Origin of the sequence: Vibrio sp. 1557 (genome assembly GCF_033340175.1) — a bacterium.
Taxonomy (GTDB): Bacteria; Pseudomonadota; Gammaproteobacteria; order Enterobacterales; family Vibrionaceae; genus Vibrio; species Vibrio alginolyticus.
Genome location: NZ_JAWOVZ010000060.1, coordinates 1 through 3761, shown reverse-complemented (window position 1 = coordinate 3761; position 3761 = coordinate 1). Strand labels below are relative to the sequence as shown.

Sequence of the window (3761 nt, the reverse complement as noted above, 5' to 3'; positions counted from 1 at the left end):
GCGGTAAACGAGTGAGGGAATTTCAGGTAAGATACTTCGGATGAGGAGCAAAAAGGTGGTTTATACTTCCTATACCCCAGCATTCAATTCAAAAAGACAAAAAAAGGGTTTACACAAAGTCCGAGTTTGATAATATGCGCTCCGCACTTGATTGATGTGTTGGGAAAACGTCAGTTAAGCCTTTTCTTGTAAAAGATTAGGAAAACACCCTGGAGGGGTTCCCGAGTGGCCAAAGGGAGCAGACTGTAAATCTGCCGGCTCCGCCTTCGATGGTTCGAATCCGTCCCCCTCCACCATATTTTCTTGTGAGACAATAAGTTCTTGTGAGAGCAAAACTTGATTGATGCGTTGGGAAAACTTCATTCAAGCCTCTTCTTGTAAAAGATTAGGAAAACACCCTGGAGGGGTTCCCGAGTGGCATACCCGTGAAAATGATTCTGTTTTAATAAACGCTGGAATCCGCTACCCTTCCGCCTTTTAATCCTGCAGCACGCTCCCCGGCAGGGAGCAACACGCCAGCCAGAAGGATGCGGACCATGCCATCAACCAGCCAGCATACCAGCAGTTTTGCCGCCCTAGGCCGCCTGCTCCGATACGCCCGGGGCTACCGCCGCCGGATTATCGCGGCCGCCACCTGCTCCATCATCAACAAACTGTTCGACATCGCGCCGGAGATCCTGATCGGTGTTGCCATCGACGTGGTCGTCAACAAAGAAGAAAGCTTCGTCGCGGGCCTCGGCTTTGAAACCGCCCAGGAACAGATCACCATTCTGGCCGTACTCACCTTCTTCATCTGGGCCGGCGAATCCCTGTTCGAGTATCTGTACCAGATTCTCTGGCGCAACCTGGCCCAGCGGCTGCAATCTGACCTGCGACAAGACGCCTACGAACACGCCCAGCGCCTCGACATGAGCTTCTTTGAAGCCCGCAGCTCAGGCCAGCTGGTGGCTACGATGAATGACGACGTTAACCAGTTGGAGCGGTTCCTCGACGGTGGCGCCAACGCCATGATTCAGGTGCTGGTCACCGTGGTTGCCGTCGGTGCCGTGTTCTTCGTGCTGTCGCCGCTGATCGCCCTGCTGGCGTTCACCCCGATCCCCCTGATCATCTGGGGCGCTTTTTACTTCCAACGCAAAGCCGGGCCGCTGTACGCCGACGTGCGTGAGAAAGTCGGCGACCTGTCCAGCCGGTTGGCCAACAACCTGGGCGGCATCGCCACCATCAAGAGCTTCACCGCCGAACTTCGTGAAGCCCAGCGCCTTAAAGACGCCAGCGAAGCCTATGTAGACGCCAACCGGCGGGCCATTCGTATCAGCTCGGCGTTCATTCCAGTGATCCGCATGGCCATTCTGGCCGGCTTTCTGGCCACCTTCACCGTGGGCGGCATGATGGCCCTGAACGGCAACCTGAACGTGGGCGCTTATGGCGTGCTGGTGTTCCTGACTCAGCGCTTGCTGTGGCCGCTGACGGGCCTCGCGGAAGTGATTGACCTGTTTGAGCGCGCCATGGCCAGCACCCGGCGCATTCTCGACCTGCTCGCCGAGCCGGTGAACGTGCGGGACGAGGCCGGAAAAGCCCTGCCTGAGCCGGTTCGAGGCGCGGTCGAATTCAGCAACGTCAGTTTCCGCTACCCCAGCAGCGGCGCGGGTATTGAGGGCATCAGCCTGAACGTCCCGGCGGGCAATACCCTGGCCCTGGTGGGCGCCACCGGCTCTGGCAAATCTACACTGATCAAACTGCTCCTGCGCTTCTACGACCCAAGCCACGGCGATATCCGCATCGACGGCCAGCCCATTCGCGAGGTGAGTCTCCAGTCCCTGCGCAATGCCATTGGCCTGGTCAGCCAGGACGTGTACCTGTTTGAAGGCAGCATTCGGGATAACCTGGCCTATGGCAAACCGGACGCCACCGAAGAACAGATTATCGAAGCGGCTCGCACCGCCGAGGCCTGGTCGTTCATCCAGGCCTTGCCAGAAGGGCTGGATACGGCCGTCGGGGAGCGCGGCATCCGCCTGTCTGGCGGTCAGCGCCAGCGGTTGTCCCTGGCCCGCGCCCTGCTGAAAGATCCGCCCATTCTGGTGCTGGACGAGGCCACCAGCGCCGTGGACAACGAAACCGAAGCGGCCATTCAGCGCTCCCTGAAACGCATCGGGCACAATCGCACGGTGATCATGATAGCCCACCGTCTGTCCACCATTGTGGAGGCCGACACCATCGCGGTGGTCGACCAGGGGCAGGTAGTGGAACAGGGCACCCATCAGGCGCTGATCGAAAAAGGTGGCGCCTACGCGGCCCAGTGGCGGGTGCAGACCGGGCAGGCATAATTTGGAAGGCAACCCAACGACAATTCATTGATAGTAATTCGCATTTAGATTATCCTGCCGCTCTCACTTGGGGGGAATCTGAATGCCAGCGTTTTTTGAAGTTCGCGATCTTGCGGTGCGCATCGGCGACACCGACATCCTGCACCGGGTCAATATGACGTTCCAGGAGGGGCAGGTCACCGCTCTGCTCGGCCACAACGGTTCGGGCAAATCGACGCTTCTGAAAACCCTCGCCCGACAGATGACGGCCACCGATGGCGAGGTCGAGTTGCAGTCCCGGGCCAGCCAGAATTTCGGCGCCCGGGAATTTGCCCGCATCGTGGGCTACCTGCCCCAACACCCGCCCGCTACGGATGGGTTGACAGTTCGCGAACTGGTTGCCCTTGGCCGCTACCCCTGGCGCGGCCCGCTGGGGCGCTACACCGACGAAGACCAGCACCTGATCGACCAGGCCATTGCCGATACGGACCTGCGCCCCTTCCAGCATCGATCCGTGGATACTCTGTCTGGCGGCGAGCGTCAGCGAGCCTGGATTGCCATGCTGCTGGCCCAACAAACCCGCTGCCTGCTGCTGGATGAGCCCATCTCAGCGCTGGATGTGAAACACCAGGTCGAAACCCTTCGGCTTGTTCATCAACTGGCCGAGCAACGGGAGCTCACCGTGGTGGTCGTGCTTCACGACGTAGACCTGGCAGCGCGCTTCTGTGATCGACTGGTGGCTCTGAAAGCGGGCCGGGTCGTTGCTGACGGTTCGCCCAAGGACATCATGGACAGCCAGGTGCTGGAAAGCATTTATGGCGTTGGCATGGGCGTGATGGAGCGGGCACCCGGGCAGTGGGTGTCTTATGTTCATTGATACCCGGCGCGCCAGGCGCATCGCAGCTGTCTGTTGGCTGCTGTTTACCTCATCAACCGCCCACGCCGGCTCCTGGCAACACGAGGGCGGCACGCTGACGCTGGATGAACCACCCAAGCGTATTGTGACTCTGAATTGGGCCGCTACCGAATCGCTGTTACTGTTGGACGTAGCGCCTGTTGGCGTCGCTGATCTGACAGGCTATCGCACCTGGGTGAAGGAACCAGCGCTGCCGGAGGGCATCGCCAACGTGGGTACCCGCGTCGCCCCAAGCCTGGAAGCTATTGCCGAGCTGAAGCCCGATTTGATCGTCACCAGCTCGGAAATGGCTCTAATAAGCCCTACACAAATTGGGAGATATATCATGAAAGGCTGGCTTTTTCTTGTTATCGCAATAGTTGGCGAAGTAATCGCAACATCCGCATTAAAATCTAGCGAGGGCTTTACTAAGCTTGCCCCTTCCGCCGTTGTCATAATCGGTTATGGCATCGCATTTTATTTTCTTTCTCTGGTTCTGAAATCCATCCCTGTCGGTGTTGCTTATGCAGTCTGGTCGGGACTCGGCGTCGTCATAATTACAG

3 protein-coding genes, 1 tRNA gene and 1 pseudogene are annotated in these 3761 nt (G+C 58.7%); all 5 read left to right on the top strand.

The window, feature by feature from the left end:
- The first annotated feature begins 211 nt into the window (after positions 1 to 211).
- Positions 212 to 296, top strand: a tRNA-Tyr gene (locus R7070_RS24455).
- Between the two features lie 240 nt (positions 297 to 536).
- The gene (locus R7070_RS24450) at positions 537 to 2324 is read left to right on the top strand and encodes an ABC transporter ATP-binding protein (RefSeq protein ID WP_079325030.1); all 1788 of its coding nucleotides are present in this window, start codon (positions 537 to 539) and stop codon (positions 2322 to 2324) included.
- Between the two features lie 82 nt (positions 2325 to 2406).
- Positions 2407 to 3180, top strand: a complete 774-nt coding sequence (locus tag R7070_RS24445; protein ID WP_079325032.1) for an ABC transporter ATP-binding protein — start codon at positions 2407 to 2409, stop codon at positions 3178 to 3180.
- Positions 3170 to 3448, top strand: a pseudogene (locus R7070_RS24440) (hypothetical protein); the annotation flags it as partial. The gene R7070_RS24445 and the pseudogene R7070_RS24440, both read left to right, overlap by 11 nt.
- Positions 3449 to 3544: 96 nt before the next feature.
- On the top strand, positions 3545 to 3761 hold a 217-nt coding region (locus R7070_RS24435; RefSeq protein WP_000679421.1), incomplete at its 3' end, for a DMT family transporter.